This window comes from Pseudomonas allii, assembly GCF_055380095.1.
Genome location: NZ_AP039450.1, coordinates 1666181 through 1691885, shown reverse-complemented (window position 1 = coordinate 1691885; position 25705 = coordinate 1666181). Strand labels below are relative to the sequence as shown.

The window sequence follows — 25705 nt, the reverse complement described above, 5'->3', positions numbered from 1 at the left end:
ATTTCAGAAACAAACTATGTCCCAGCATCGCATTTTTAGTCTGGTTTTGTGCAACTAAGCTCTGTGCATCCTTTACCGATGCTGGAGCTGCCCGATGTTCTCAACCCTCAAGCGCCTGACCCTGGCCACCGCCGCCCTGGCCTTCGCCGCCCATGCGGCCGCCGCCGAGCTGAAGCTGGATGTGTACAACCCGGGCGACGCCGCGATCTTCCCGGTCACCTCGGTGCTGGTCAGCGGCGCCAAGGATGCGATCCTGGTCGACGCCCAGTTCGGCAAAGGCCAGGCCGAACAACTGGTGCAGAAGATCCGCGCCAGCGGCAAACACCTGACCACCATCTACATCAGCCACGGCGACCCGGACTACTACTTCGGCCTCGACACCCTGACCGCCGCCTTCCCCGACGCCAAGGTGCTGGCGCCGCAACCGGTGGTCGATCACATCAAGGCCACCGTGGCCGGCAAGCTTGCGTTCTGGGGCCCGAAAATGGGCGCCGACAAGCCGTCTAAAACCATTGTGCCGCAGGTACTTCAAGGCCACAGCCTGAGCCTCGAAGGCCAGCAACTGGAGGTGATCGGCCTGGACGGCCCGCAGCCGGACCGCAGTTTCGTGTGGATCCCATCCATCAAGGCCGTGGTCGGTGGCGTGGTCGTCGCCGAAAACATTCATGTGTGGATGGCCGATACCCAGAGCGCGCAGTCCCACAACGACTGGCTGGCCACCCTGCGACGCATTGAAGACCTGAAACCGCACACCGTGATCCCGGGCCATTACCTGGGTACGCCGTCCGTCCAATCGGTGAAGTTTACCGCCGACTACATCAAGGCCTTCGACGCCGAAACCGCCAAGGCCAAGGACTCCGCCGCCCTGATCGCGGCCATGAAACAGCGTTACCCGACCCTCGCCGACGAAAGCTCGCTGGAACTCAGCGCCAAAGTCGCCAAGGGCGAAATGAAGTGGTGAACCGTTTCAAACCTTAACCGTACTGGAGAACGTCATGAGCAAGATCGCAATCATTGGAGCCACCGGCCGTGCCGGTAGCCAACTGCTGGAAGAAGCACTGCGTCGCGGGCATAGCGTTGTGGCCATTGCACGTAACACCGACACGCTGGCGGCGCGCCCTGGCGTCACCATCAAGCAGGTGGATGCACTGGATGCAGACGCGCTGCAACAGGCCGTGAGCGGCAGCGATGTGGTGATCAGCGCCGCACATTTCGCCACCCTGCCCGCCAGCGCCGTGATCGGACCGGTGAAGAACGCCGGGGTGAAACGCTTGCTGGTGGTCGGCGGTGCCGGTTCACTGTTGCTGCCGGGCGGCGGTCGGGTGATCGACAGCGAAGGTTTCCCGGCTGAATACAAAGCCGAAGCCAGTGCAGGCGCAACGTTTCTCGACACGCTGCGTCAGGAAAAAGAGCTGGACTGGACCTTTCTGTCGCCTTCGGCAGAATTCGTCGAGACCGAGCGCACCGGCGAATTCCGCGTGGGCCAGGACGATCTGCTGGTGAGCAGTGAAGGTCGCAGTTGGATCAGCTTTGCCGACTACGCCATTGCCTTGATCGACGAAGTCGAATCACCGAAGCACTCGCGCCAGCGCTTCACCGTCGGCTACTGAGATGTGGGAGGGGGCTTGCCCCCGATTGCAGTGTGTCAGTCAATACAGGTGTGACTGATCTACCGCTATCGGCAAGCCCCCTCCCACATTTGAAATGTGAGTGTCAGGAGATTCTGGCCTGGCTGACCAACCAATCCATCAAGGCTTCAAGCCCCGCCGAAGGCTCGGTGCCCGGTGGGTACACCAGGTAATAGCCCATCCCCGTCGGCACTTGCAGCTCAAACGGCGTCGCCAACCGCCCGGCCTTCAAATCCTCGCCAATCAACGCACGGTCGCCAATCGCCACGCCAGAGCCTTGCGACGCCACCGTCATTGCCAGATCCAGCGTTTCAAAATGATGCCCCTGGCTCAGGTTACCCAGGCGCGTCTTCGCCGCTTTCAGCCACAACGCCCAATCCCGTTCATCCCGCGTGGGGTGCAATAGCACCTGTTGCTGCAAGTCTGCCGGGGTGTGCAGGACACCGAGCAGCGCGGGCGCGCAGACCGGGGTGAGTTGTTCATCGAACAGATGCCGCGCTTCGGTCGACTGCTCGGCGATGGGCGCATAGATCACTGCCGCATCGAATTGCTCGCGGCGAAAGTCCACGGTGTAGGCCACGGTGGTGGTGAGTTCTACCGGCACGTCCGGGCGCGCCTTTTGCCACTGCATCAAGCGCGGCAACAGCCAGCGCATCACACAGGTGGAGGCCTTGAGCTGCAGAACCTGGCGGCGACTGCCGATCTGCTCCACCGCCTCGCCGATCAGGCCAAATACCTGCTGCGCGCGCAACGACCATTCGCGGCCTTCCTCGGTCAGGCTCAAGCCCCGCGCCTGGCGTTGGAACAGCGCGTAGCCCAGGTGGCTTTCCAGCCCGGCAACCTGCCGGCTCACGGCCCCCTGGGTGATGTGCAGTTGCTCGGCGGCGCGGGTGAAGTTGCAGCATTGGGCCGTGACCCAGAAGGTGTGCAACGCGGGCAGCGGCGGGAGGCGTTTCATCGGGGCGCAGCCATGACGTGAGGACATGGCTAGTATGACTTTTTATCGATTGTTGCCGCTACCGGCCAGCCGGTCCAATAACGCCTTATCTCAACAACAAGAGCGACGTTTATGGCGACCTGCGGCGAAGTATTGGTCAACCTCCTGGAAGGCTATGGCGTGGACCAGGTGTTTGGCATCCCCGGCGTACACACCGTGGAGTTGTATCGCGGCCTGGCCCGTTCCAGCATCCGTCACGTCACCCCGCGCCACGAACAGGGCGCCGGCTTCATGGCCGACGGTTATGCGCGCACCAGCGGCAAGCCCGGCGTGTGTTTCATCATCACCGGCCCCGGCATGACCAATATCACCACCGCCATGGGCCAGGCCTACGCTGACTCGATCCCGATGCTGGTGATTTCCAGCGTGCAGTCGCGCAGTCAATTGGGCGGCGGGCGCGGCAAGTTGCATGAACTGCCGAACCAGGGCGCGATGATCGCCGGCGTGGCGGCGTTCTCCCACACCCTGATGTCGGCGGCCGAGTTGCCCGGCGTGTTAGCGCGGGCCTTTGCGTTGTTCCAGGCTGGACGACCACGCCCGGTGCATATCGAAATCCCGTTGGATGTACTGGTAGAAAACGCCGACGCACTGCAGGGCAGTGAACCGGTCAACGTAGCGCGCCCCGGTGCGGCGCCCTCGGCGGTCAAGCAGATGAGCCAGTTGCTCGCGGCGGCCAGGCAGCCCCTGATTCTTGCAGGTGGCGGCGCCATCGATGCAGCCGCAGAACTCACACAACTGGCCGAAGCCCTCGGCGCGCCGGTGGCCCTGACGATCAACGCCAAAGGCATGCTGCCTGGCAACCATCCGCTGTTGATCGGCTCGACCCAGACCCTGCTCGCCACCCGCGCCTTGGTCGCCGAAGCAGACGTGGTGCTGGCCATCGGCACGGAGCTGGCGGAAACCGACTACGACGTCACCTTCGCCGGCGGCTTCGAGATTCCCGGCGCGTTGCTGCGGATCGACATCGACCCGGACCAGACCGTGCGCAACTATCCGCCGCAGGTTGCCTTGGTGGCCGATGCACAGATCGCTGCCGAAGCCTTGTTGAACGCGCTCAACAGCAAGCCATTGCCACCCCGCAACAGCACCTGGGGCGCTGCGCGAGTTGCGCGCCTGTGGGCCGAACTGAACCCCGGCTGGGACGCCGCCACGCGCGCACAAACCCTGTTGCTCAACACTGTCCTGGAGGAGCTGCCCAACGCCGTGCTGGTCGGCGACTCGACCCAACCGGTGTACAGCGGCAACCTCACCCTGAACCTCGACCACCCGCGCCGCTGGTTCAACTCATCCACTGGCTACGGCACCCTGGGCTACGCCCTGCCCGCCGCTATCGGCGCCTGGCTGGGACGCGGCGACGGGCAACCGGTGGTGTGCCTGATCGGCGACGGCGGCCTGCAATTCAGCCTGCCGGAACTGGCCAGCGCCGTGGAAGCGCGCACGCTGGTGATCGTGCTGCTGTGGAATAACCAGGGCTATGAAGAGATCAAGAAATACATGGTCAACCGCGCCATCGAGCCGGTTGGCGTGGACATCTATACCCCGGACTTTATCGGCGTAGCGAAGGCGTTGGGCTGTGCCGCTGAAAGCATCCAGGGCATCGCGCATCTGCGGACGGCATTGCGCAGCGCCGCTGATCGCCAGGGGCCGACGCTGATCGAAATCGACCAGGGCGAGTGGATGAAAGAGGTGGCGGTATGAGCGCGGTGTTGAACGGGATCTACATCGACGGCGCGTGGCGAGCCGGCCAAGCAGTACTTGAGGTGATCAACCCGGCCACCGAGGCGGTATTGGCCCAGGTCAGCGTCGGCGACACGACAGCGGTGACCCAGGCGGTCGACGCCGCCAGCGCGGCCTTCAGCAACTGGTCGAAAAGCACCGGCCATGATCGCGCCGCCCTGCTGCGCAAGATCGCCCAGGGCGTGAGCGAGCAGCGCGAACAGCTGATGCACCTGCAATCGAGCAACAACGGCAAGCCACTGTTTGAAGCCGCGATGGATGTGGACGATGTGATCGCCACGTTCGACTACTACGCCAGCGTTGCCGAAGAAATGGACGCCGCTCAGGACCACCCGATGCCGCTGCCCAGCGCCGACTTCAGCGCACGCCTGCGTCGTGAGCCCTGTGGCGTGGTGGGGCTGATCGTGCCGTGGAATTTCCCGATGGTGACCACCGCCTGGAAACTCGCCCCGGCCCTGGCTGCCGGCTGCTGCGTGGTGCTCAAGCCCTCGGAAGTCACGCCGTTGGCCGAGTTGCACTTGGCGCAGATTATCGCCGAGGCCGGCTTGCCGGCCGGAGTGTTCAACCTGGTGTGCGGCACAGGTTTGGCGGTCGGCGCACCGCTGGCGGCAGACCGTCGTGTGGCGAAAATCTCCTTCACCGGCAGTAACGCCGTTGGCGTGCAAGTGATGCAACGCGCGGCCGAAACCATCAAGGGGGTGAGCCTGGAATTGGGCGGCAAGTCTTCGTTGCTGGTCATGGCGGATGCCGACCTGGACCTGGCGGTGGAACTGGCCTGCGGTGGCGGTTTTTTCAACGCCGGGCAGATGTGTTCAGCCACCAGTCGCGTGCTGGTGGCTGACACGCTCGCCGATGAATTCCTGGTGCGGGTGCAGGCACGGGCCGAAGCCATTCGCGTGGCGGACCCCTTTGCCGACGACGTGGAAATGGGCGCGTTGATCAACCGCATGCAATATCAGCGGGTACTGGGGCATATCCAGCGCGGCATCGAAGACGGTGCCCGCTTGCTGTGTGGCGGTGACCGCCCGACGGACTTGCCCAAGGGCTTTTTCATTCGCCCCACGGTGTTCACCGACGTACCCCTGGAGAGCGCGTTGTGGAACGAAGAGATCTTCGGCCCGGTGCTGTGTGTCCGCCGTTTTACCTCTGAGGCAGAAGCCATCGCCCTGGCCAACGACAGCGATTTCGGCCTGGTGGCGAGTGTGGTCAGCAGCCATGCTGAAACCGCCGAGCGTGTGGCGAATGCCTTGCAGGCCGGGCTGGTGTGGATCAACGCACCGCAAGTGATCTTCCCGCAGACCGCGTGGGGCGGTTACAAGCAGAGCAGCATCGGCCGCGAGCTGGGACCGTGGGGGCTGGCGGCTTTCCAGGAGATCAAGCATGTGATCCGGTCTATATAATGTGGAAGGCGCCTGCCCCCTCTCACATTTTGACCAGCGCAATTTTTAGATAGACCTAGCGACTTTCTCATTTGCCCCCTGCTCCCGCCCATGGCCTGATTCGCCCTTGTTCACTCAAGGGCCTCCCATGGAAACCGTTCACGCAAAACCCACCACCGCCCTCTGGCTGATGATCAGCGTCGTGCTGGTCGCCCTCAATCTGCGCCCGTCAATGGCGGCGGTCGGCCCGTTGTTGTCATCGATTCGCGGCGATGTGCCGCTGAGTTTCAGCAGCGCGGCGTTGCTGACCATGTTGCCGGTGATGGCCATGGGCTTGGCGATGTTTTTCGGCATGGGCCTGGCCAAACGCTTTGGCGAGCACCGCAGCATCGTGGTGTCCCTGTTGGTGATTGGCGTGGCCACGTGGTCGCGGCTGTTCCTCGATTCGGCGCTGGAGCTGATCGTCAGCGCCATCGCGGCCGGCGTGGGGATCGCGATGATCCAGGCGTTGATGCCGGCGCTGATCAAGTCGCGGTTCAGTGACAATGTTTCGCTGTTCATGGGGTTGTACGTCACCGCGATCATGGGCGGCGCGGCGCTGGCGGCGTCGTTCTCGCCGTACGTGCAAGTGCAGACCGGCAGCTGGCGCATCGGCCTGGCGATCTGGGCCGTGCTGGCGGTGCTGGCGTGGGTGTTCTGGTACGCGCAACGCTCGGTGCTGCCGCCGTTGCCGCAAGCCGGTGCGGGCCCGCAGGAGTCGTTTTTCGGCAATGGCCGGGCCTGGTTGCTCGCAGTATTTTTCGGCCTGGGCACCGCGTCATACACCTGCGTACTGGCGTGGCTGGCACCGTACTACGTAGAGCAAGGCTGGAGCGAGCAGAACGCCGGCCTGCTGCTGGGCTTCTTGACGGCCATGGAAGTGGTCTCCGGCCTGGTCACCCCCGCCATCGCCAACCGTCGCCAGGATAAACGCGGTGTGGTGGCGGTGCTGCTGGTGCTGATCATCCTGGGTTTCTGCGGCCTGATCCTCAGCCCGCAACACCTGAGCCTGTTGTGGCCGTGCCTGCTGGGCCTGGGCATCGGCGGTCTGTTCCCGATGAGCCTGATCCTGTCCCTCGACCACTTGGACAACCCGCGCCGCGCCGGTGGCCTCACCGCCTTTGTGCAGGGCATCGGCTACCTGATCGCCGGGCTTCCGCCGCTGATCGCCGGGATGATCCGCGATCAGCTGGGCAGTTTCGAATGGGCCTGGTGGGCGCTGACGGCAGTGATCGTGCTGATGCTGGTGATCGTCACGCGCTTCAATCCAAGGCACTACGCACGACATATCCGCTGAGGTCGTGTTGCAAACAGTATTTGTCTCACACCAAACATAGAAACGCCCTACAGAGCTTTCTAATGGCACGCTCGTTCCGTTAAGCTTTTGCGCTGTCTTGTACTGAGTTCGGTACAACAGGTTTACGGACGAAACCGATGCTAAACAGTAACTTGCTCAGAAAGCTCGATATGCAGGACTTGATGGTGTTTATCGCCGTCTACGACCAGAGCAGCGTTACCGAGGTGTCCGAAACACTGTTTGTCAGCCAGTCCACCGTGAGCTACAGCCTGAAGAAGCTGCGCACCAGTTTTGAAGACGAGTTGTTCATCAACACACGGGCGGGCATGCGGCCAACGTACAAGGCCACCACCATGTACGGGCATGTGCAGAAGATCCTCGAAAGCATCAACCTGTGCCACGCCGGTGGCCAGGCCTTCGACCCGACCCAGAAGGCCGTGACGTTCAACGTGTGCGCGCCGGAATACTTCGAACAGTTGATCCTGCCGCGCCTGTTGAAGCACTTCGACCGTGCCGACCTGCCAGTGATCGTCAATGTGCAAAAGCTGGAAACCGACATCCCCGCCGACGACCTGCGTGAAGGCCGCCTCGACCTGGTGATCTGCTTCGGCCCCAATTTCCACCGCGCCCATAAGGACTTCCGCACCCAGATGCTGCTCGAAGACGACCTGGTGTGCGTGTTCGATAAACGCTCGGCGCCACGGGAGCCGGCCTTCAGCCTGCAATCTTTCGTCGAACGGCGCCACGTGTTCCCCACGCCGTGGACCTCCGACACCAACATGATCGACGGCTGGCTGGCGCGCCAGGCCCACAAGCGCCAGGTGATTGCCCGCGCCAACAGCTACAGCGCAGCGTTGAAGATGATCACCGGCACCGACTTCATCGTCACCCTGCCGCGTCGCGTACAAAAGTTGCTGGCCCCCGCCACCACGTTCGGCCACTGCGAAGTGCCCAACGGGTTGCCGGGGTTCACCCTGGAGATGCAGTGGAACGAAACCAGCGAACAGGACAGCGCCAATACCTGGTTTCGTGAGCAGGTGGTGAAGGTGTGTGCGGATCAGGGTTTGTTGTAAACCTTAGCCGACGGCGACCTTGCTGTAGCAGTCGCGGTCCATATCGACCAACAGGACACTCAGTTGAACCTGAATCTCCTCCGGCCAATCACCCAAATCCTGCAAGGCTGCCAGCAGGCTTTCCGACAGCTGCTTCTTGACCTGCGGTGAGCGCCCGCTGAGCAGCGACAGCTTCACCGCGATAAACCCACGCGGGTCGAGGGAGGTGCCCACCTGGAACGTCTCCACCTTGACCGCACGGCTTTTGATATCGAACTCGGACCCGAACTGCCCGGACGCCATCAGCACGTTGTTGAGCCGCAACAGAGTCTTCTCGACAGCGAGGCCTGTCAGGTTGGCGGTGTATTCCAGGTGCAGGTGTGGCATGGATGACTCCGAGTCTTTGGTAGGAAGATTCCTAGATATACCACGGATAAAAGCATCAGGCTTTGGCCGCCAGCCCTCTGTCGCTCATAAACGCTTCGAGCCGCGAACGTACCCAGCGCTCAGCCGGGTCGGTGTCCACGTGGCTGAGCCACACCATCGACAAATCCAGGGTCGGCGTTTCGAACGGGAACGGCTCACAGAACAGGTGGCCCGACACTGCCATGGCCTCGGCGGTGTAGTCCGGCAGGCTGGCGATCAGGTCAGTGCCGGCGAGCAAGGCCGGCAGCGCGCTGTATTGCGGCACCGACAGCACCACATGGCGTTTGCGGCCGATCTCCGCCAGCCACTCATCGGCAAACCCGGACACGTTGGCGGTGTGGGACACCAGCACATGGGGCCGTGAGCAATATTCATCCAGGGTCAGCGGTGTTTCAGACGCATCGGCACGCAGGATGCGCGGGCGGATATGGCGCAGCAGCTTGCGCTTGGCATTCGCCGGCAGGCCACGGGTCTGGGTGATGCCGACGGTGATATCGCCGGAGGCCAGCAGGTCGGGAATGCGCCAGTAGTCCACATGCTGCACCACGAACACCACTTGCGGCGCTTCCTGGCGCAGGGAACGCAGCAACGGTGGCAACAGGCCGAACTCCACATCATCGGAGAGGCCGATGCGAAAGGTCATGGTGCTGATCGACGGGTCGAAATCGTGGGTCAGGCTCAAGGCCGATGACAACGAATCCAGCGCCGGCGACAGGTGCTGGATGATCTCCTCGGCCCGCGCGGTGGGCTCCATGCGGTGGCCGACGCGGATGAACAACGGGTCGTTGAACAAGGTACGCAAACGGTTGAGGGCCGAGCTGATGGTCGGTTGGCCGAGAAACAGCTTCTCCGCCACCCGCGTCACGTTGCGCTCCAGCATCAGCGCCTCGAACACCACCATCAGGTTGATGTCGGCTTTGCGTAGTTCATTGCGATTCATCGGCGCCTGCCCTTTCCCCAAGACAAGCCGCAGTTTAGAAAGGCCCGTTGCTGGCGTCTACGTGTAGGACGCTTCGCTGGCCTGCGCACCACGCACAGGCTCGTGCCCCATGCGTAAACGCAGGGCCGCCACGGCCGCCACCACCAGCACCAACGCAATGACTTTCAGGCCGTTCATGGCATTGCCGGTGCTTTGCTCGATTACGCCCATCACCGACGGCCCGACAAACCCGCCCAAAAGCCCGCACGCGTTGACGAACCCGAGCCCGCCCGCCAGCGCAACGCCTTTGAGGCGCGAAGCCGGGTACAGAAAGATGATCGACTGCACCACAAAGAACACCACCGCCGACAGGCAAAAACCGAGCAGGCTGAACACCGGCCCCGACACCGAGGCAATGCCCAGGCCCAACGCCATGGTCAACAGGCCCGTGACCAGCAAGCGGCGGCAACGCCCTGGGGTGGTGGCGAAACGCGGAATCAGCAGCGCGCCGAGTGCGGCCGCGATCCACGGCAAGGAGGTCAGCAGGCCGACGCTCATGGTGCTCAGTTCACCGTATTTGCTGATGATGCTCGGCAGGAAAAAGATCACCGTGTAGATGGTGATCTGATGGCAGAAGTACACAAAGATCGCCAGCAGGATCTGCGGGGTCAGCCAGTTCTTCAGCGAGTGACCGCCCGCGCCTGCGCCTTCTTCGCTTTCCCGGGCAATGCGCTGTTCGATCCCGCGCGCTTCCTCGACCGACAGCCACGGCGCCTTGCTCGGGCGGTCTGGCAGCTTGCACCACACCACCCAGGCAAACGCCACGGCCGGCAGGCCTTCAAGCAGGAACATCCACTGCCAGCCGTGCCAGCCGAGCAGGCCGTCCATGCGCATCAAGGCCGCGCCCACCGGGCCGCCGATGATGTTGGCGAAGCACACGCCGAGCAGGAAGTAACCGGTGGCCCGCGCCCGTTGTTCACGGTTGAACCAGTAGGTCAGGTACAGCATGACGCCGGGAAACAGCCCCGCTTCGGCGATGCCCAGCAACAGGCGCAGCACGTAGAACGACGTCTCGCCCTGCACAAAGGCCATGGCCGCCGAGATCAGGCCCCAGGTCACCATGATCCGCGCGATCCAGAAGCGCGCGCCGACCTTGTGCATGATCAGGTTGCTGGGGATTTCCGACAGCGCATATGTCAGGAAAAACAGCCCCGCGCCCAGCCCGTAGGCGGCGGCGGAAATGCCCAGGTCGACGTCCAGGTGATGCTTGGCCAGGGCAATGTTGGTGCGGTCCAGGAAGCTCAGGATGTAGGCGATGATCAGCAAGGGCATCAGCTTGACGAACATCAGTTTGTTCAACGCCTGCGGGGTGCGGGCGGCGGTGGCGGTAGTCATCGGCAGTTCCTCTTGGCGCCCCGCCAGCCGGGCTGGGGGGCGCATCGGTGTTGTTCTAGGAGTCGAGTTGCAGGGCCAACGCCTGGGGGCGATGGGAAAACAGTTGCAGCAGCGCGCCGCCGAGGGCACAGCCGGCCATCACGAAGAAACACACGGTGTAGCCATGCAGTGTGGTCCAGCCGCCGCCCATGGCGATCAGACTGCCCATCAGCACCGGCGCCAGGCCGCCGCCGATAAACATCGCGGTGGTGATGATGCCGTTGGCGGTGGACGTCGCCGACGGCTCGGCCGAGTCGCAGGCCACCGCGTAGTAGATCGGCCACACCGCGTTGGCCACCAGGCCGAACAGCAGTTGCACGACGATGATCAGGGTCAGGGTGTTGGCGAAGTAGAACGCGCCGACACTCGCCGCCATCCACACCCCGCAGATGATCAGGGTGGTACGCCGACCGATGATGTCCGACAGCGACGGCCACACCAGTTGCCCGAGAATGCCGGTGAGGGTGAACACCACGCTCATCCCCGCCGACTCGGCCAGCGACAGCCCGGCGATGTTGTAGAGGTAGGCCGGCAGCACGATGTTCACGCCCATGTACACCACCTGCGTAAGCATGGTATTGCCCGCCGTGAGGGCGATATTGCGGTTGCGCAAGGTGGCGACAAAGGTGCGCCACGCGTCGCCCTTCACCGAACTGGCCGGAGCATTGTCCGGTGGCGTCATGCCCTTGGCGGCGATGTCGACGTACAACGCGGTGATGCGCTCGGCGGTGGAATAACGCGCCCAGAAGATCATCAGCGGCAGCGCCACCACGAAGGCGAAGAAGAACACGTAGCGCCAGTTGTCCTCGCCGAACACGGTGATGACGAAACTCGCGACGATACCGCTGAGCATCGCGCCAATCGGGTAACCCGTGTGGTGCGCCCCCAGGGCAAAGCCGCGCCGCTCCACCGGCCACCATTCGGCGGTGTTGCTCACCCCCACCGGCTCACCCCAACCGGCGCCGAGGTTTACCCCGACGCGCAGGGCAATGAAGGTAGCCAGGTTGCCGCTCAGGGCCTTGAAGCCGGACAGAAACGAGATCGCCGTGTAGCCCAGCACCAGCGGCACCTGGAAGCGCGCACGTTTCCAGCCGCCGCCGTAACGGTCGCTCCACATGGAGCCGGGTATATCCAGCAATGCCAGGGCCAGCATGACCACCGTGGCCACGGTGCCCCATTGGTCGGCGGACAAATCGAAGTGCTTGGAGATGGTCGGCCCCAGGCGCAACACGATCTCACGGTCGTAGGCGTTGAGGATCCAGATCATCCAACAGACCAGCAGCGACACCCAGGAATGCCGGTGAATGCTGCGCAGCGACGCTTTTTTGATAGTTGCCATGGGCCTCTCCAGGCGCGCGAGGGCGCGCACTGACACAAGGTTGCGAAGGAATATGCCTTGTCACACACACGCGCTAGCTGGCGAACCGTCGCTCGGCTATTCCTTGCACGCCCAACCCGGTAATGGCGAACAGCGCTCCGCGCTGCTGGCCGTCTGCCGGAAAACGCGGCAGCGGCGGCTTGGCCATGGAGGTCACAAACAGGGTGTCCAGGTTCGGCCCGCCAAAGGTCAGGCTGGTGACCTTCTTCACCGGCATCGGGATGATGCGGTCGACGTGGCCGTCGGGGGTGTAGCGCACCAGTTTTCCGGCGTAGACCAAGGCTTGCCACAGGCAGCCCTCGGCATCCACGGTGCAACCGTCGGCAGCACCGCCGCCCGAGGTGTCGACCTTGGCGAAGGTGCGGCGATTGCACACATTGCCGGTGGCCAGGTCATAGTCGTAGGCCCAGATCTCGCCGGACCAGGTGTCGCAGAAGTAGAAGGTCTCGCCCGACGGGCTCCAGCACGGGCCGTTGGACACGATGATGCCTTCGTCCAGGGCGTGCAGGCTCAGGTCGGCGTCCAGGCGGTAAAGCTTGGCGCTGGCGTTGTCTTCCTGGGTGTCCATGGAGCCGAAGATGAAGCGGCCCTGGCGGTCGACCTTGCCGTCGTTGAGGCGGTTATCCGGCAGGTGCGGTTCCGGGTCGATGACCAGGTTGAGCCCGCCGCTTTTAAGGTCGAGGGTGTGCACGCCGTTTTGCAGCGCGACAATCGCCGACTTACCGTTATGGCGCAGGGCCATGGAGCCGATTTTCTGGCCGACCTCCCAGGCACGCAGTTCGCGGCCATCGTCGGTGCAGCGCAGGATGCGGCCGTCGGCGCTGTCGATCCAATACAAGCGTTGTTGCTCGACGTCCCACACCGGGCCTTCGCCCAGGGTGGTCTTGACGTCGACAAGCACTTCGATACGCATGGTGTGATCCCCTTATTGTTGTTGTGCGGGATGCAGGCCGCGCCATGACGCGGCGGTTTTTCGAATTAAAAATTGACCTGGTCGCGCCCCTTGAGCCCGAGGATTTCCCGCGCTTCATCCGGCGTGGCGACCCGATGCCCAAGTGCCTCGATCACCGTACGGATACGTCGCACCTGATCGGCGTTGGACGCGGCCAATTTGCCCGGGCCGTCCCACAGCGAATCCTCAAGGCCGACACGCGCATTGCTGCCCATGGACAGGCCCATGGTCGCCAGCGGAATCTGCCCACGCCCGGCGCCGAGGATCGACCACACATAGTCGTCGCCAAACAGGCGGTCGGCGGTACGCCGCATGTGGGCCAGGTCTTCCGGATGCCCGCCGATGCCACCGCGCAAACCGAACACGGATTGGATAAACAATGGCGGCTTGAGCAGGCCGCGTTCCAGGAAATGCGCGGCGGTGTAGAGGTGGCCGATGTCGTAGCACTCGATCTCGAACCGCGTGCGGTTCTCGGCACAGGAATTAAGGATATGGGTGATGTCACGGAAGGTGTTGCGGAAGATCCGATCGTCACTTTCTTCCAGGTACGGCCGCTCCCAGTCGTGCTTGAAGTCGGTAAAGCGGTTGAGCATTTCGTACAGGCCGAAGTTCATCGAGCCCATGTTCAACGAGGCCAGTTCCGGCTTGAACTGCATCACCGGTTGCAGGCGCTCCTCCACACCCATGGTCGGCGCGCCGCCGGTGGTGATGTTGATTACCACGTCGCTGGCGGCCTTGATCTGCGGCAGGAATTCGGCGAACAGCGCCGGGTCCTGGCTTGGGCGGCCATCGTTGGGATCGCGGGCATGCAGGTGGACAATCGCGGCGCCGGCTGCGGCGGCACCGATGGCGGCGTCGGCAATTTCCTGCGCAGTGATCGGCAAATGCGGCGACATCGACGGCGTATGAATCGCACCGGTAACGGCGCAGGTGATGATGACAGGACGTATTTTGGGCATGACGACTCTCCGACTTTTATTCTTATGAAAAAAATCCTGGGTGCAGCGCGATGTGTTCTTCCGTGGCTTACAGGTACTCGACGTTACCGTCGACGCTGATCGCCTGGCCGGTCACGTTGCGTGCGGCGGGCGAACAGAGGAACAAGGCCATGGCGGCCACGTCTTCGGCGCTGACCATGCGTTTGAGGGAAATTTTGTTGAGGTATTCCTGGCGCATCTCGGCTTCGGGCACGCCGACCTGCTCGGCACGGGCGCGGATCACGCCGTCCATGCGCGGGCCTTCGACGATGCCGGGCAGCAAGGCGTTGACGCGGATATCGCTCTCGCCCAGCTCCGAGGCCAGGGATTTCATCAGGCCGACGATGGCCCATTTGGTCGCCGCATAGGGCGTACGCCACGCGTAGCCCAGGCGCCCCGCCACCGAGGCGATATGCAGCAGGTGGCCGTGGGAAGAGGCCTTGAGCATCGGCACCGCATGATGGGCAAAGCGGTATTGCGCAGTGAGATTGATGTTGATGGTGGCTTGCCACTCGGCGTCGCTGATCGCATCGATACCGCCGGTAGGCCCGGCTATTCCGGCGTTGTTGACCAGCACATCGAGGCCGCCGAAATGCTCGCGCTGCACCGTGAACACCGCTTCGATCTGCGCGGCATCGCTGACGTCGGCGCGGGTGGCGACGGTGCCGGGGTACTTGTCGCGAAACGCGGCCAGGGCCGGCTCGCTCACGTCACACACATGCACCTGGGCACCGGCTTCCAGATACGCCGCCGCCAGCACTTCACCAATGCCGGCAGCCCCGCCGGAAATCAACACACGTAACCCAGGATAAGGCTGCAGCCGCTGTAGGACACTCATGCACGTTTACCTCCTGAAGCAGACGACCGCGAACGGTCGTTCTTGACGAGCAGGCGCGCCAGGGAGTCGGCGGCCTGCATGATGTCATCGGTCACCGCCGCACGGGCGCCGGCACCATCGCGGGCCGCCAGCGCCTCGACGATGCGCGTGTGCGCCTCCATCGAGCGTTGCAGGTGAGCTTTATCCGGGGCGACCAGCGCAAAGCACGGGCCCATGTGCAGCCAGAAGTTTTCCACGGCGGCCATGGTCAACTCGGCCTGGGCCACGGCGTAGATGCGCCGGTGAAACGCAAAGTTGGTCCACAGGTAGCGCGACACGTCGACTTCGTCGGCGGCGTGCTGCATTTGCTGGCAGAGGTCGGTGATTTCGTCGAGGTCGGCCTTTTGCAGGCGCAGCACGGCTTTTTCCGCCAGCAGCCCTTCGAGGGCGACACGTGCATCACGAATTTCACGCAGGCGTTCGACCGTCATCAAGCGCACGCGCAGACGAGAGGTCTCGGTGACTTCAAAGGCGTTTTCGGCACTGAGGCGTTGCAGGGCTTCGCGCACCGGCATCGGGCTGGAACCGAGGGCTTCGGCGAGGCCGCGGATAGTGAGTTTCTGGCCAGGCTGGAAACGGCCACTCATCAACGCTTCGCGGATCTGGCGGTAGACCTGGTCTTGCAAGGTATCACGGGACACCTGGCGCAGGGTGGGCAGGAGGAGCGGACCATCTGTCATGAGGCAAAACCTGTGTTGTCGTTCTTATGGCCTCAATATGTGATCACAAATCAAATATGTCAAATAGTTTCCCATTCAAGAATGCGCAGACGAATGTGTGCTTGCTCGCGAAAGCGGTTGATCAGTCACAGCATTGTTGACTGACACTCCGTCTTCGCGGGCAAGCCCACTCCCACATTTTGACCGCGCTTATCCTGATATTACGGTTTCAGCGGACGCTCCTGGTCGCGCTCTGAAAGTTCGGTGCCATCATCGGGATGTTTCCAGGTCTGCGGTTTTTCTTCCTCATGCCGCCGGGGTTGCTCACGCTCCGGCTCGTCCCGCCGTTTCTGTTGGTCCGTCATTACCACCTCCCGTCCTTAAGAATTGGTCACGTCTTAAGCATAGAACAGCCAATGCATTTTTGGCTTATAGCCGATTAATAGCCAATGAACATCAATCCATCCAAATTTGTCACTTATCATTTCTAAATGTGTCAGCCACTATTCGAGGTCTTAAGCGAAACAAGCACTTTAAAAAGAACGCTGGAGACACAAAACCATGACTAGCCCTACCCGACCCGACTCTGCCCGCTCGAAAGTGGGTGCGGTATTCCGCGTTACTTCGGGCAACTTCCTCGAACAGTTCGACTTCTTTCTGTTCGGCTTCTACGCCACCTACATCGCTGCCGCGTTCTTCCCTGCCGCTAATGAGTTTGCGTCATTAATGATGACCTTCGCCGTGTTCGGCGCAGGCTTCCTCATGCGTCCGTTGGGCGCGATCATCCTGGGTGCCTATATCGATGACGTCGGTCGCCGCAAAGGCCTGATCGTGACCTTGTCGATCATGGCCAGCGGCACGCTGCTCATCGTGCTGGTGCCTGGCTATCACACCATTGGCCTGTGGGCACCGCTGCTGGTGCTGGTCGGTCGTTTACTGCAAGGCTTCTCGGCCGGTGCGGAACTGGGCGGTGTGTCGGTGTACCTTTCCGAAATGGCCACCCCAGGCCGCAAAGGCTTCTACACCAGCTGGCAATCGGGCAGCCAACAGATCTCCATCGTGGTCGCCGCTGCTCTGGGTTATGGCCTGAACGTGTGGATGGAACCGTCGGTGGTTGCCGACTGGGGCTGGCGCATTCCGTTCGCTATCGGCTGCGTGATCATCCCGTTCATCTTCGTGCTGCGTCGCAACCTGCAGGAAACCGAAGAGTTCGCCAACCGCAAGCATCGCCCGACCATGCGCGAAGTGATGGCGACCCTGGTGAAAAACTGGACCGTGGTCATCGGCGGCATGCTGATGGTGGCCATGACCACTACCGCGTTCTACCTGATCACCGTGTACGCGCCGACTTTCGGCAAGACCGTGCTGCAACTGAGCACGTCCGATGCGCTGCTGGTGACCCTGCTGGTGGCGGTGTCGAACTTTGTCTGGCTGCCGATCGGCGGTACGTTGAGCGACCGTTTCGGCCGTAAGCCGGTGCTGATCGCCATGACTGCGATGACCGTTCTCACGGCCTACCCAGCACTGTCCTACGTGGTGAACGCACCGAGCTTCGCCCACATGCTGGAAACCCTGCTGTGGTTCTCGTTCCTGTACGGCATGTACAACGGCGCCATGATCCCGGCCCTCACCGAAATCATGCCGGTGGAAGTGCGCGTGGCGGGCTTCTCCCTGGCCTATAGCCTGGCAACCGCGATCTTCGGCGGTTTCACGCCGGCGATCTCCACCTGGTTCATCCACATCACCGAAGACAAGGCCTCGCCGGCCTACTGGATGATGTTCGCCGCCCTGTGCGCGTTGTGCTCGACCCTGGCGCTGTATCGTCGCGCCAATGCCCGTGGCCAAGTGATGCAGGGGGCCGCGTGATGAAGCTTCTGTTCAAGACCCTGACAGCACTGGCCCTCGGCGCCCTGGCGCTGTCGGCCCAGGCCGAACAGCTCAAGGTGATGACCTCGGGCGGTTTCACCGCCGCGTATAAATTGCTCGGCCCACAATACGCCAAGCACAGCGGCGACACCCTCGACACCATCCTCGGCCCGTCGATGGGCAAGGCACCGGAAGCGATTCCCAACCGCCTGGCCCGAGGCGAACACGCCGACGTGGTGATCATGGTCGGCTACGCCCTGGACGACTTGATCAAGCAGGGCAAGGTCGACCCGGCCTCCCGCGTGGAGCTGGCGGATTCGCGCATCGGCCTGGTGGTGAAGGCCGGCGCCGTCAAACCGGCGATCGGCACCGATGCCGAATTGAAAGCGGCCCTCAGCAAAGCCAAGTCGGTAGCCTATTCGGACAGCGCCAGCGGTGTGTATGTCGAGAAAGAGCTGTTCAAGAAGCTCGGCATGCCCGCCAAGGGCACCATGATCGAACGCCTGCCGGTGGCCGAACAGGTGGCCAAGGGTGACTACGAAGTGGGCTTGCAGCAGGTCGCGGAATTGTTGCCGGTGCCCGGTGTGACCTACGTCGGCAAGATCCCGGAAGACGTGCAATCGGTGACGCGCTTTGCGGCGGGCATACCTGTCAACGCCGAACACCCGGAGCAGGCCAAGGCGTTGTTGCAATTCCTGGCCTCGCCCGAGGTGCAACCGGTGGTGCAATCCACCGGGCTGGATTCGGTGTCACGCTGACCGGAACGGCATCTCCCGCACCAACCGCTCCAACTCCAGCGCCGCTGGCGGCAAGGTCCGCCCGCGGCGTTTTATCAAGCCCACATTGCGCATCACCTGCGGCTCCACCAGCGGCACGCTCACCAGAATCGGATGCTCGACCGCCGGCATCGCAATCGACGGCACCATCGCCACCCCCAGCCCCGCCTCCACCAGCCCGATCATGGTAGTCACGTGGTGCGTCTCGCAGATGCTCGGTTTTTTCACCCGCACGCCGCGCAAGGCCTGGTCGAGCAGGAAACGGTTGCCGGAGGTCTTGTCCACGGTGATGTAGTCGTGCTCATAGGCTTCGGCCCAGGCCACGCTTTCACGCTGGGCCAGCGGGTGGTCACGACGACAGGCCAGCACGTAACGCTCCTGCAGCAACAGCTCGAACTCCACCTCATCGGCCAGGCTGCCGCTGAAACTCACGCCGAAATCCGCCTCGCCACTCTCCACCGCATTGCACACTTCACCGGCACTGGCATCCAGTACGCGCAGGCGAATCTTCGGGTACAGCTTGTGGAACTCGGAGATCACGTGAGGCATGAAGTAGTAGGCGGTGGACGGCACGCAGGCGATGGTGACATTGCCCATGCGCGTGGACGCGACGTTGCTGATGCCCATCAGCGCCACATCGAGGTCATCGAGCATGCGCTCCACCTGCGGCAGGAAGGCGCGGCCGACCATGGTCAGGCTGACACGCCGGGTGGTGCGTTCGAACAGTTTTACATCGAGGGCGGTTTCGAGCTTTTCAATGCGTCGGCTGAGGGCCGGTTGCGAGATCCGGATAGCCTCGGCGGCGCCACGGAAACTGCCCTTGTCTACCACGGCGCGGAAAGCCTGGAGGTCGTTGAGGTCGAAGTTGATGATCACGGGAGTGAGGCCAGAGTGGTCGAGGTGGTGGGCATTATCGTATGGGAGCGGGTGGGGCGCCATGTGTGCCAGGACCGGTTTGCCGTAATAACCCTGCTACAAATATGAAGTCATACATATCAGCGAGTTATTGGCTGCCCGCGACCACGCAATCGTCGAAATGGGTCAATACTTGCGGCCTGACCTACACAACGGGAGATGGACTCACTCATGGAAACCTATCACTTCTGGATGGACGACGAGACGCCGGATATCGGCTTTGACCAGATGCTTCTTGCATCACGCCAATGGTCAAGTAGGATTGAATCCTACCCACCCCTGGCGGACGTCCAAATGCGCTCAACCCAGCAAATGAGCATCACCTTGCCCATCGAAATGGCTGCCTTGGTCAAGGCCAAGGTCGCTGCCGGTGAATACGCCACCGAAAGCGAAGTGATCCGCGACGGCCTGCGGGCCTTGCTGGCACGGGATCGCGCCATGGATGAATGGCTGCGCGACCAGGTCATCCCCGCCGCCGTTGAGCTCGAAGACGACCCCGGCCGGGCGTTATCGGTCGAGCAGGTTCGCGAGCACCTGGCCACCAAACGCCAGCGCAAAGGCCACGATAGAACGTGAAGTATTCAGTGACCTTTTCGCCCGAGGCACTGACCCAACTTGACGCCCTTGAAGACTACATCAGCAATACCGGCTCCCCGCTGGTCGCTGCACGCTTCGTCGACAACCTCCTGGAATGCTGCGAAAACCTGGCCTTGTTTCCTTTGCGAGGCGCCCGCCGGGACGACGTACTGCCCGGCCTGCGCATTACGCATTATCGGCATTCCACCGTCATCGCATTCAGGGTGGATGCCCGTGCGCGGAGGGTGTCGATTCTGGGAGTTTTCTACGGCGGCCAGGATTACGCCGTGCTGTCACAGCAAGAGGGGCCCACCGCCGATTAATGTCGCAGTGCCACCAGTGAACGATTCCACCGGAAACAATTCTAAACAGTTCGTTTTAGTATAAATTGCGCGATTCCCATCGATGGCATTCAAGGAGGTTCCCCGTGGCAACTCTGCAAACGCACACAATCCAGGCCCTGCAGGACAATCGCAGCGCCCTCCTTGCTGAATGGAATGCCAGCCTCGATACCTCAGGGGCGACGCGCAACATCAAAGGCGATGACGTCAAACAGCAAACCCAGGAGTTCCTGAACCTGCTGACAACAGCCCTGCAACAAGGCAACTCGCAGAACACCGACCATGAAAACTGGGCAGAAACCCGCGTATTCCTGGAAAAGTTGTCCCACAGTCGCGCCCTCGCCGGCCAGGACTCGCAACAGACCGCCAGCTTTATCTTCGCCCTCAAGGGTCCGCTGTTCGTCCTGCTGCAGCGAGAATATGCCGACCAACCGGCACAACTGGCCGAACAACTGCTGAAGATCTCCGAACTGCTCGATGCGCTGGGCATGCACACCATCCGCACCTTCCAGAAATCCCGGGAGTCGGTGATCAAGCGCCAGCAGGAAGAGTTGCTGGAGCTGTCCACCCCGGTGGTCAAACTGTGGGACGGCGTCCTGGCCCTGCCGATGATCGGCACCCTGGATTCGCAACGCACCCAGGTGGTGATGGAGTCGCTGCTGCAACGCATCGTCGACACCGGCGCGGAAATCGCGATCATCGACATTACCGGCGTACCGACCGTCGACACCCTGGTGGCCCAGCACCTGCTGAAAACCGTCACGGCCATCCGCCTCATGGGCGCCGATTGCATCATCAGCGGCGTACGCCCGCAAATCGCGCAGACCATCGTGCACCTGGGCCTTGACCTGCAAGGCGTGGTCACCAAGGCCAACCTGGCCGACGCGCTGGCACTCTCCCTCAAACGCCTAGGCGTCACCGTCACCAAGGCCGTTTAAGCATGGAACGCATCCCTATTTTGCAGATGGGCGAGTTCTTGCTCGTGACCATCCAGGTGGACATGCACGATCAACTCGCGCTGACGTTGCAGGACGACTTGTCCGAGCGCATCAGCCGCACCTCCGCCCGCGGCGTTCTGATCGATATCTCGGCGCTGGACATGGTCGACTCGTTCATCGGACGCATGATCGGTACCATCTCCGGCCTGTCACGCATCATGGATGCCCAGACCGTATTGGTGGGCATGCAACCGGCCGTGGCCATTACGCTGGTGGAACTGGGCATGAACCTGCCTGGCGTGGCGACGGCGCTGAATGTCGAGCGCGGCATGAAACTGCTGCGTGACCGGGTAGAACACTCATGACCCAAGCCAGCAATGGCACCCACCCGGTGCTGATCGAACAGGACGTCGTGCTGGCTCGACAACTCGTACGCAAACTGGCCCAGGACTGCGGCATGCGCCTGATCGACCTGACCAAGCTGGTCACGGCGGTCAGCGAGCTGGCGCGCAACACGGTGGTCTATGGCAAGGGCGGCTACATGGACTGGGCAATGGTCGAAAAAGACCACCGACCCGGCGTGCGCCTGACTTTTCGCGATGAAGGGCCGGGCATTCCCGATCTCAAGCTTGCAATGACCGATGGCTGGACCTCCGGCAGCGGCCTGGGCCTGGGGCTCACCGGGGCCAAGCGCCTGGTGGATGAATTTGAACTGGAGACCGCGCCAGGCCAGGGCACCCGCGTGACGATCACCCGATGGGCCTGAACATTCCCAGCGCCCTGACGCATGTACTGCTGATTGAGGACACCAGCCAGATCGGCCATGCGCGTCGCACGGCGCAGCAGCTCGCCGAGCAATTGGGTTTCGACGACACCGATGCCGGGCGCGTGGCCCTGGTGGCAACCGAACTGGCCAGCAATATCCTCAAGCATGCCGAGCATGGCCAACTGCACTTGCGCACCACCGGTAATGGCGGCCTCGAACTGGTCGCCATCGACCGGGGCCAAGGCTTCGACCTGAACAGCTGCCTGGTGGACGGCTACTCCACCGGAGGTACCCAAGGCATTGGCCTGGGCGCGATTTCGCGCCTGGCCCAGGTATTCGATGCCTACGCCGATCAACGCGGCACGGCGATCCTGGCCAGGTTGTATTCGCGCGGTTCAGTTGCAAAAGACATTCGCTACGGGGTCAGCCAGCACTCACTGCATGATGACCCGCACTGCGGGGACGCCTGGCACCTGGCAATCGAACCCGGTCGTTTCAGTGTGATGGTGGCCGATGGACTCGGCCATGGCGAATATGCCGAGCACGCCGCGCGGGCAGGAGAGGTGGTATTTGCCCAGGATGCCTTCCTGGATTCAACGGTGCTGATGAACGATCTGCACATTGCCATGAACGGCACTCGCGGCGGCGCCCTCGCTGTGGCCCAGTACGATGCCGAGGCCGATCACCTGAGGTTTACCGGCGTGGGCAATATTGGCGCCAGCCTGATCGGGCCGGGCAAGTCCCGTGGCCTGGCGTCCCATCCTGGGATCGTCGGTGTGCAGTTTCGCAAGGCGCATGCCTTCGACTACGCTCAAGTCGGCGGCCAGTTGCTGATCCTCTACAGCGACGGCCTGCAATCACGCTGGAACCTTTCGGACTACCCCGGGCTCGTCCACCGCCACCCTGCCCTGATCGCCGCCGTCCTGCACCGTGACTTCTGTCGCGGCCGGGATGACGTCACGGTCTTCGTGATTGCCCTGGAGGCCATTGATGGCTGACACCCCTGCCTCGCTCGCCGCTGAAATCGAACGCCTTCGCCTGGAGGCGGACGCCTTGCGTGCCGAGTTGGACGAAACCAACCAAGGCGTGCTCGCGCTGTATGCCGAACTGGACACCCAGGCCGATCAACTGCGCCAGGCATCGGACCTCAAAAGCCGCTTCCTGTCCTACATGAGCCATGAGTTCCGCACACCGCTGGGCTCGATCCTGAGCATCACCAGCCTGCTGGCCGATGAGCTGGACGGCCCGTTGAGCGAGGAACAGCACACCCAGGTCGGCTTCATTCGCAACTCGGCCCGCGAACTGCGCGAGATGGTCGATGACCTGTTGGACCTGGCCAAGATCGAGGCCGGGCGTATCAGCATTTCCCCGGCCTGGTTCGACATGTTCGACCTGTTCTCGGCATTGCGCGGCATGTTCCGGCCGATTGTCGATGCGTCCTCGGTGGACCTGATCTTCGAAGAGCCGTCCGGCTTGCCCAAGCTCTACACCGATGACAAGAAACTGGCGCAGATCCTGCGCAACTTTATCTCCAACGCGCTGAAGTTCACCACGCAGGGCGAAGTGCGGGTGTCGGCGCGCATGGAGAATGAACACGAGATACGCTTTGCGGTGCAGGACACCGGCCTGGGTATACCCGCCGAATTGCACAGCAACCTGTTCGAAGACTTTTCCCAGATCGATTCGCCTTTGCAAAAACGTCTGCGCGGCACCGGTCTGGGGCTGTCCTTGTGCAAGCGTTTCGCCGAACTGCTCGGTGGCCGGGTGGGCGTGGAAAGCACACCTGGGGTGGGCTCGCTGTTTTTTGTGATCATTCCCTTTTCCATCGCTAGCGAGACCGTCGATGAAACGTGACATCCAGCTGCTGATCGTCGACGACAACGCCGCCACGCGCTACGCCTTGCGCCGACGTCTTGAGCGTCATCACTACCGGGTACTGGAAGCCGGCACGGGCCAGGAAGGACTCGACCTGATCGCAAGGGGCAAGATCGACGCACTGATCCTGGACGTCAACCTGCCCGACATGAGCGGCTTCGATATCGTGCGCGGTTTGCGCGCCAACCCGGCCACGGCCTTGCTGCCGGTGGTGCACGTTTCGGCGGCGTCCATCGAGACCGGCGACATCATCACCGGCCTGGACGCAGGCGCCGATGCCTACCTGATCCACCCGGTAGACCCCGAGGTCCTGCTGGCGACCTTGCGCACCTTGCTGCGGGTACGCGACACCGAATACGCCCTGCGCGAAAGCGAGGCGCGCTTTCGGGAAATCTTCTTCAATATCAGCGCACCGATTGCGGTGATGGACGCGCAGTTGAAGGTTCACGAGTGCAACCACGCCTTCGCCCAACTGATCCACGACAACCTCAACCCGGATGCCCTGCTCGAATGCTTCGCCAGCGATCAATACAGCGTTATCCAGGAGCTGTGCCTGCGCCTGGCGGCAGGCGAGCGCTGGAAGGGCACGCTGCAGATGAAGGTCGATGGCCAACTGCGCGAAACCGAATGGCAGATTTCGCCCTATGACCGCGCCGAGCTGAGCCTGGTGTTTGTCGAGGACGTAACCGAACACCGCCATCGTGAGCGTCACCAGCAGGCCGAACTGGCCAACGCCGCCAGCCAGCTGGCACGTACGGAGGCACAACTGCTCCAGGCCCAGAAAATGGATGCCCTGGGCAAGCTTACCGGCGGTATCGCCCACGACTTCAACAACCTGCTGACGGGCATCATCACCAGCCTTGAACTGATCAAGAAGCGTATCGAAAGCCAGCGCACCGACAAGGTCCTGGGTTATGCCGACGCGGCGCTCAGTTCAGCCCTGAGCGCCGCCGGCTTGACCAACCGCCTGCTCGCCTTCGCCCGCCAGCAGCCACTGGACACCCGTCCGACCGATATCAACGCACACATCCGCTCCCTGGAAGAACTGCTGGTGCGCACCATCGGCGAACACATTGCCCTGAAGCTGGAGTTGACCAGCAACCCCGCCGTGGCGCTGGTGGACCCTATCCAACTGGAAAGTGCGGTATTGAACCTGGTGATCAATGCGCGGGATGCACTGCCCCAGGGCGGGATTATCTGGGTGACGACTTACCCATCGTACTCCAACGGCAACCTCAAGCTTGAAGACGGACCGTACGTTGCACTGTCGGTACGGGACAACGGTGTGGGCATCGAGCACAGCGTGATCGATAAGGTGTTCGACCCATTCTTCACCACCAAACCCGTGGGCCAGGGCACCGGCCTGGGCCTGTCGACCATCTATGGCTTTGCCCGCCAGTCCGGCGGTGATGCGCAGATCCGCAGCGTCACCCGCCAGGGCACCGAGGTGACCCTCATGCTCCCCGCCGCCGACGGCCCCGCCACCCTTGCTACCAAGACCGTGGCGGTGCCGGGTAACAGCAAGGGTGAACACATACTGATCGTAGAAGACATGCCCTCGGTCCGCAGTTTTGTCGCCGAGGTCCTGACGGACGTCGGCTACCGCTGCAGCCTGGCGGCCGATGGTGACGAAGCCATCGTCATCCTGAAGGCTGATGCGGGCATCAACCTGCTGCTGACGGATGTCGGCCTGCCGTACATGACGGGCCGAGAGCTGGCCGACCACGCGCGCGCCCTGCATCCCAACCTGCCGATTCTGTTCATGACCGGCTACGCCGAGAATGCGGCCAACCGCCAGAACTTCCTGGGCGAACGCATGGACCTGATCACCAAGCCCTTTCATATCGATGAGTTGCTGGAAAAAATCAGACAGGGCGTGGGTGAGCAGGACTAGGCACCGG

27 protein-coding genes are annotated in these 25705 nt (G+C 62.5%); 16 read left to right on the top strand and 11 right to left on the bottom strand.

Annotated features, from left to right (window positions below; genetic code table 11):
* The first annotated feature begins 94 nt into the window (after nucleotides 1-94).
* Both ACZ445_RS07625 and ACZ445_RS07620 read left to right on the top strand, forming a co-directional pair.
* Nucleotides 95-961 carry an MBL fold metallo-hydrolase gene (locus ACZ445_RS07625; protein ID WP_310862715.1) on the top strand — a complete coding sequence of 289 codons (867 nt, stop codon included), beginning with the start codon at nucleotides 95-97 and terminating at the stop codon, nucleotides 959-961.
* Between the two features lie 34 nt (nucleotides 962-995).
* Nucleotides 996-1610: an NAD(P)-dependent oxidoreductase gene (locus ACZ445_RS07620; RefSeq protein ID WP_310862714.1), complete on the top strand. Its 615-nt coding sequence runs from the start codon at nucleotides 996-998 to the stop codon at nucleotides 1608-1610.
* A gap of 103 nt (nucleotides 1611-1713) precedes the next feature.
* On the opposite strand, the gene ACZ445_RS07615 is transcribed toward ACZ445_RS07620, so the two are convergent.
* Nucleotides 1714-2586, bottom strand: coding sequence for a LysR substrate-binding domain-containing protein (locus tag ACZ445_RS07615; protein WP_310862713.1), 873 nt, complete (start codon nucleotides 2584-2586; stop codon nucleotides 1714-1716).
* 111 nt (nucleotides 2587-2697) lie between these two features.
* Between ACZ445_RS07615 and ACZ445_RS07610 the strand changes: the two genes are divergently transcribed.
* From ACZ445_RS07610 to ACZ445_RS07595, 4 genes are all read left to right on the top strand, one after another.
* On the top strand, nucleotides 2698-4323 hold the full coding sequence (locus ACZ445_RS07610) for a 5-guanidino-2-oxopentanoate decarboxylase (protein WP_464708175.1): 1626 nt from the start codon (nucleotides 2698-2700) through the stop codon (nucleotides 4321-4323).
* Nucleotides 4320-5762 (top strand): aldehyde dehydrogenase family protein, encoded by a 1443-nt coding sequence (locus tag ACZ445_RS07605; RefSeq protein ID WP_464708174.1) that lies wholly within the window; start codon nucleotides 4320-4322, stop codon nucleotides 5760-5762. The genes ACZ445_RS07610 and ACZ445_RS07605 overlap by 4 nt, the downstream gene beginning before the upstream one ends.
* Nucleotides 5763-5889: 127 nt before the next feature.
* Nucleotides 5890-7077 (top strand): cyanate transporter, encoded by a 1188-nt coding sequence (locus tag ACZ445_RS07600; protein ID WP_464708173.1) that lies wholly within the window; start codon nucleotides 5890-5892, stop codon nucleotides 7075-7077.
* Nucleotides 7078-7214: 137 nt separating this feature from the next.
* A complete protein-coding gene (locus ACZ445_RS07595; RefSeq protein ID WP_058425117.1) occupies nucleotides 7215-8150 on the top strand; it encodes a LysR family transcriptional regulator in 936 nt (311 codons plus the stop codon).
* Nucleotides 8151-8153: 3 nt separating this feature from the next.
* Here the strand turns inward: ACZ445_RS07595 and ACZ445_RS07590 are convergent, their stop codons facing one another.
* From ACZ445_RS07590 to ACZ445_RS07550, 9 genes are all read right to left on the bottom strand, one after another.
* Nucleotides 8154-8516 (bottom strand): 5-carboxymethyl-2-hydroxymuconate Delta-isomerase, encoded by a 363-nt coding sequence (locus ACZ445_RS07590; protein ID WP_058425118.1) that lies wholly within the window; start codon nucleotides 8514-8516, stop codon nucleotides 8154-8156.
* Nucleotides 8517-8571: 55 nt separating this feature from the next.
* Complete coding sequence (locus ACZ445_RS07585) at nucleotides 8572-9495, bottom strand: LysR substrate-binding domain-containing protein (RefSeq protein ID WP_058425119.1); 924 nt, start codon at nucleotides 9493-9495, stop codon at nucleotides 8572-8574.
* Between the two features lie 57 nt (nucleotides 9496-9552).
* Nucleotides 9553-10869 (bottom strand): MFS transporter, encoded by a 1317-nt coding sequence (locus ACZ445_RS07580; RefSeq protein WP_464704998.1) that lies wholly within the window; start codon nucleotides 10867-10869, stop codon nucleotides 9553-9555.
* Nucleotides 10870-10924: 55 nt separating this feature from the next.
* Nucleotides 10925-12247 carry an MFS transporter gene (locus tag ACZ445_RS07575; protein ID WP_058425121.1) on the bottom strand — a complete coding sequence of 441 codons (1323 nt, stop codon included), beginning with the start codon at nucleotides 12245-12247 and terminating at the stop codon, nucleotides 10925-10927.
* A gap of 73 nt (nucleotides 12248-12320) precedes the next feature.
* The gene (locus tag ACZ445_RS07570; protein ID WP_058425122.1) at nucleotides 12321-13199 is read right to left on the bottom strand and encodes an SMP-30/gluconolactonase/LRE family protein; all 879 of its coding nucleotides are present in this window, start codon (nucleotides 13197-13199) and stop codon (nucleotides 12321-12323) included.
* 65 nt (nucleotides 13200-13264) lie between these two features.
* Nucleotides 13265-14197 carry a 3,5-dioxohexanoate:acetyl-CoA acetone transferase gene (gene kce, locus ACZ445_RS07565; RefSeq protein WP_058425123.1) on the bottom strand — a complete coding sequence of 311 codons (933 nt, stop codon included), beginning with the start codon at nucleotides 14195-14197 and terminating at the stop codon, nucleotides 13265-13267.
* A gap of 67 nt (nucleotides 14198-14264) precedes the next feature.
* Nucleotides 14265-15053 (bottom strand): SDR family oxidoreductase, encoded by a 789-nt coding sequence (locus tag ACZ445_RS07560; RefSeq protein WP_058425124.1) that lies wholly within the window; start codon nucleotides 15051-15053, stop codon nucleotides 14265-14267.
* Complete coding sequence (locus ACZ445_RS07555; RefSeq protein WP_058425125.1) at nucleotides 15050-15772, bottom strand: GntR family transcriptional regulator; 723 nt, start codon at nucleotides 15770-15772, stop codon at nucleotides 15050-15052. Before ACZ445_RS07555 ends, ACZ445_RS07560 begins: the two co-directional genes overlap by 4 nt.
* Nucleotides 15773-15972: 200 nt before the next feature.
* A complete protein-coding gene (locus ACZ445_RS07550) occupies nucleotides 15973-16116 on the bottom strand; it encodes a hypothetical protein (protein ID WP_166794323.1) in 144 nt (47 codons plus the stop codon).
* 196 nt (nucleotides 16117-16312) lie between these two features.
* On the opposite strand from ACZ445_RS07550, the gene tcuC reads away from it, so the two are divergent.
* Together tcuC and ACZ445_RS07540 are read left to right on the top strand one after the other, a co-directional pair.
* Entirely contained in the window at nucleotides 16313-17617 is a 1305-nt protein-coding gene (gene tcuC, locus ACZ445_RS07545) for an MFS transporter (protein WP_058425126.1), read from the top strand.
* The gene (locus ACZ445_RS07540; protein WP_058425127.1) at nucleotides 17617-18375 is read left to right on the top strand and encodes a substrate-binding domain-containing protein; all 759 of its coding nucleotides are present in this window, start codon (nucleotides 17617-17619) and stop codon (nucleotides 18373-18375) included. Before tcuC ends, ACZ445_RS07540 begins: the two co-directional genes overlap by 1 nt.
* Here ACZ445_RS07540 and ACZ445_RS07535 read toward each other — a convergent pair.
* Nucleotides 18367-19269, bottom strand: coding sequence for a LysR family transcriptional regulator (locus tag ACZ445_RS07535; RefSeq protein WP_058425128.1), 903 nt, complete (start codon nucleotides 19267-19269; stop codon nucleotides 18367-18369). The two genes, ACZ445_RS07540 and ACZ445_RS07535, sit on opposite strands and share 9 nt — an antisense overlap.
* 210 nt (nucleotides 19270-19479) lie before the next feature.
* Here ACZ445_RS07535 and ACZ445_RS07530 point away from each other — a divergent pair, with 210 nt between their 5' ends.
* The 8 genes from ACZ445_RS07530 to ACZ445_RS07495 all read left to right on the top strand — a co-directional run bounded on the left by ACZ445_RS07530 (nucleotide 19480) and on the right by ACZ445_RS07495 (nucleotide 25698).
* A complete protein-coding gene (locus tag ACZ445_RS07530) occupies nucleotides 19480-19884 on the top strand; it encodes a ribbon-helix-helix domain-containing protein (RefSeq protein WP_445764754.1) in 405 nt (134 codons plus the stop codon).
* A complete protein-coding gene (locus tag ACZ445_RS07525; protein WP_464708171.1) occupies nucleotides 19881-20207 on the top strand; it encodes a type II toxin-antitoxin system RelE/ParE family toxin in 327 nt (108 codons plus the stop codon). Before ACZ445_RS07530 ends, ACZ445_RS07525 begins: the two co-directional genes overlap by 4 nt.
* Nucleotides 20208-20311: 104 nt before the next feature.
* A complete protein-coding gene (locus tag ACZ445_RS07520) occupies nucleotides 20312-21163 on the top strand; it encodes an STAS domain-containing protein (protein ID WP_179029559.1) in 852 nt (283 codons plus the stop codon).
* Between the two features lie 2 nt (nucleotides 21164-21165).
* A complete protein-coding gene (locus ACZ445_RS07515) occupies nucleotides 21166-21528 on the top strand; it encodes an STAS domain-containing protein (RefSeq protein ID WP_003233973.1) in 363 nt (120 codons plus the stop codon).
* A complete protein-coding gene (locus ACZ445_RS07510) occupies nucleotides 21525-21929 on the top strand; it encodes an ATP-binding protein (RefSeq protein ID WP_058425131.1) in 405 nt (134 codons plus the stop codon). The genes ACZ445_RS07515 and ACZ445_RS07510 overlap by 4 nt, the downstream gene beginning before the upstream one ends.
* Nucleotides 21920-22927 (top strand): ATP-binding protein, encoded by a 1008-nt coding sequence (locus tag ACZ445_RS07505; RefSeq protein WP_081049267.1) that lies wholly within the window; start codon nucleotides 21920-21922, stop codon nucleotides 22925-22927. Before ACZ445_RS07510 ends, ACZ445_RS07505 begins: the two co-directional genes overlap by 10 nt.
* Nucleotides 22920-23783, top strand: coding sequence for a sensor histidine kinase (locus ACZ445_RS07500; RefSeq protein WP_179029558.1), 864 nt, complete (start codon nucleotides 22920-22922; stop codon nucleotides 23781-23783). The genes ACZ445_RS07505 and ACZ445_RS07500 overlap by 8 nt, the downstream gene beginning before the upstream one ends.
* Entirely contained in the window at nucleotides 23773-25698 is a 1926-nt protein-coding gene (locus ACZ445_RS07495; RefSeq protein ID WP_179029557.1) for a response regulator, read from the top strand. Before ACZ445_RS07500 ends, ACZ445_RS07495 begins: the two co-directional genes overlap by 11 nt.
* Nucleotides 25699-25705 lie beyond the last annotated feature (7 nt).

What these genes read in the sequence shown, in the direction of transcription:
- ACZ445_RS07555 (WP_058425125.1), bottom strand. Translation starts at nt 15,772, where the DNA reads ATGACAGATGGTCCGCTCCTCCTGCCCACCCTGCGCCAGGTGTCCCGT.
- ACZ445_RS07615 (WP_310862713.1), bottom strand. Translation starts at nt 2,586, where the DNA reads ATGAAACGCCTCCCGCCGCTGCCCGCGTTGCACACCTTCTGGGTCACG.
- tcuC (WP_058425126.1), top strand. Translation starts at nt 16,313, where the DNA reads ATGACTAGCCCTACCCGACCCGACTCTGCCCGCTCGAAAGTGGGTGCG.
- ACZ445_RS07505 (WP_081049267.1), top strand. Translation starts at nt 21,920, where the DNA reads ATGGGCCTGAACATTCCCAGCGCCCTGACGCATGTACTGCTGATTGAG.
- ACZ445_RS07625 (WP_310862715.1), top strand. Translation starts at nt 95, where the DNA reads ATGTTCTCAACCCTCAAGCGCCTGACCCTGGCCACCGCCGCCCTGGCC.
- ACZ445_RS07495 (WP_179029557.1), top strand. Translation starts at nt 23,773, where the DNA reads ATGAAACGTGACATCCAGCTGCTGATCGTCGACGACAACGCCGCCACG.
- ACZ445_RS07500 (WP_179029558.1), top strand. Translation starts at nt 22,920, where the DNA reads ATGGCTGACACCCCTGCCTCGCTCGCCGCTGAAATCGAACGCCTTCGC.
- ACZ445_RS07590 (WP_058425118.1), bottom strand. Translation starts at nt 8,516, where the DNA reads ATGCCACACCTGCACCTGGAATACACCGCCAACCTGACAGGCCTCGCT.
- ACZ445_RS07610 (WP_464708175.1), top strand. Translation starts at nt 2,698, where the DNA reads ATGGCGACCTGCGGCGAAGTATTGGTCAACCTCCTGGAAGGCTATGGC.
- ACZ445_RS07600 (WP_464708173.1), top strand. Translation starts at nt 5,890, where the DNA reads ATGGAAACCGTTCACGCAAAACCCACCACCGCCCTCTGGCTGATGATC.
- ACZ445_RS07605 (WP_464708174.1), top strand. Translation starts at nt 4,320, where the DNA reads ATGAGCGCGGTGTTGAACGGGATCTACATCGACGGCGCGTGGCGAGCC.
- ACZ445_RS07585 (WP_058425119.1), bottom strand. Translation starts at nt 9,495, where the DNA reads ATGAATCGCAATGAACTACGCAAAGCCGACATCAACCTGATGGTGGTG.
- ACZ445_RS07540 (WP_058425127.1), top strand. Translation starts at nt 17,617, where the DNA reads ATGAAGCTTCTGTTCAAGACCCTGACAGCACTGGCCCTCGGCGCCCTG.
- ACZ445_RS07570 (WP_058425122.1), bottom strand. Translation starts at nt 13,199, where the DNA reads ATGCGTATCGAAGTGCTTGTCGACGTCAAGACCACCCTGGGCGAAGGC.
- ACZ445_RS07510 (WP_058425131.1), top strand. Translation starts at nt 21,525, where the DNA reads ATGACCCAAGCCAGCAATGGCACCCACCCGGTGCTGATCGAACAGGAC.
- ACZ445_RS07580 (WP_464704998.1), bottom strand. Translation starts at nt 10,869, where the DNA reads ATGACTACCGCCACCGCCGCCCGCACCCCGCAGGCGTTGAACAAACTG.
- ACZ445_RS07550 (WP_166794323.1), bottom strand. Translation starts at nt 16,116, where the DNA reads ATGACGGACCAACAGAAACGGCGGGACGAGCCGGAGCGTGAGCAACCC.
- kce (WP_058425123.1), bottom strand. Translation starts at nt 14,197, where the DNA reads ATGCCCAAAATACGTCCTGTCATCATCACCTGCGCCGTTACCGGTGCG.
- ACZ445_RS07560 (WP_058425124.1), bottom strand. Translation starts at nt 15,053, where the DNA reads ATGAGTGTCCTACAGCGGCTGCAGCCTTATCCTGGGTTACGTGTGTTG.
- ACZ445_RS07620 (WP_310862714.1), top strand. Translation starts at nt 996, where the DNA reads ATGAGCAAGATCGCAATCATTGGAGCCACCGGCCGTGCCGGTAGCCAA.
- ACZ445_RS07530 (WP_445764754.1), top strand. Translation starts at nt 19,480, where the DNA reads ATGGAAACCTATCACTTCTGGATGGACGACGAGACGCCGGATATCGGC.
- ACZ445_RS07515 (WP_003233973.1), top strand. Translation starts at nt 21,166, where the DNA reads ATGGAACGCATCCCTATTTTGCAGATGGGCGAGTTCTTGCTCGTGACC.
- ACZ445_RS07595 (WP_058425117.1), top strand. Translation starts at nt 7,215, where the DNA reads ATGCTAAACAGTAACTTGCTCAGAAAGCTCGATATGCAGGACTTGATG.
- ACZ445_RS07575 (WP_058425121.1), bottom strand. Translation starts at nt 12,247, where the DNA reads ATGGCAACTATCAAAAAAGCGTCGCTGCGCAGCATTCACCGGCATTCC.